This window comes from Arhodomonas sp. KWT (assembly GCF_010993615.1).
In genome coordinates, this window is sequence record NZ_WNXE01000270.1 from 1,498 (window position 1) to 2,748 (window position 1,251).

The 1,251-nt window shown below is 70.3% G+C and carries 1 protein-coding gene and 1 pseudogene; both read left to right on the top strand.

Annotated elements, in window-relative coordinates; translation table 11 throughout:
- Nucleotides 1-389 (top strand): annotated as a pseudogene (locus G7A99_RS17710) (polyphosphate:AMP phosphotransferase); the annotation flags it as partial.
- The coding region (locus G7A99_RS17715) for a DUF4010 domain-containing protein (protein ID WP_163142651.1) at nucleotides 386-1,251 on the top strand (866 nt) is incomplete at its 3' end. The pseudogene G7A99_RS17710 and the gene G7A99_RS17715, both read left to right, overlap by 4 nt.

Consider the following 1,251-nt stretch of genomic DNA (forward strand, 5'->3'; position numbering starts at 1 on the left):
TGGTCGAGCGCGTGGAGAACCTGACCCCGCGGGAGCGCTGGCGCGAGGCCTACCCGGAGATCAACGAGTTCGAGGACCAGCTCGTCGAGCACGGCAGCCTGGTCATGAAGTTCTGGCTGCACATCGACGCCGACGAGCAGCTCCGGCGTTTCGAGGCCCGGGCCAACACGCCGCACAAGCACTACAAGCTGACCGACGAGGACTGGCGTAATCGCGAGCGTCGCCCGGCGTACGAGCGCGCCGTCCACGAGATGGTCGCGCACACCTCCACCGCCGCGGCCCCCTGGCAGCTCATCCCCGCCAACGACAAGCGCTACGCCCGCGTCGAGGTCATGCAGCGGCTGGTGGATGCGCTGCACGCCCGCCTCGGCGGAGAGGGGCACAAATGAGCCTGTGGCAGCAGTTCACCGACGGCCAGAGCACCCTCGCGGGGCTGCTCCTGGCGGCCCTGCTCGGCGCGCTGATCGGCCTGCAGCGGGGCTGGCAGGGCCGCGAACTCGCCCCGGGCAAGCGTATCGCCGGCTTTCGCACCTACACCCTGGTGGGTCTGCTCGGCGGCTTCGCCGTGGTACTCGCCGACCCGCTCGGCCCCTGGCCCGGGGTGGCGCTGCTCGCCGCGGTGATGGCCGCCGCGCTGGTGGCCTTCCGCCTGCAGGTCCGGCACACCGAGGACTACAGCATCACCGGCCTGGTCGGCCTGATGCTCACCTTCTGCTTCGGCGCCCTGGCGGTCGCCGGCGAACCGGTGGCCGCCGCGGCCTCGGCGGTGGTCACCGCCTTCCTGCTCGACAACAAGCAGTCCATCCACGACCTCCTCCGCCACCTGGAGGCCCGCGAGCTTGACGCCGCGCTCAAGCTGCTGCTGATCTCGGTGGTGATGCTGCCGCTGCTGCCCAACCACGGCTACGGCCCCGGCGGCGCGATCAACCCCTATGCGGTATGGTGGATGGTGGTGCTGATCGCGAGCATCTCCTTCGTCGGCTACTTCGCGATGCGCATCGGCGGCCCGGAACGGGGGACACTGTTCACCAGCCTGTTCGCCGGGCTGTCCTCCTCCACCGCGCTGACCCTGCACTTCTCGCGGCTGTCCCGGGACAACGCCGCACTCTCTCCCATGCTCGCCGCCGGCATTCTCATCGCCTGCGGCACCATGTTCCCGCGTATCCTGGTCATCTGCCTGGCGCTCAACCCGGCCCTGCTGCCCGCGCTGACCCCGCCGGTGCTGGTGATGATGGCCGCGCTCTACATCCC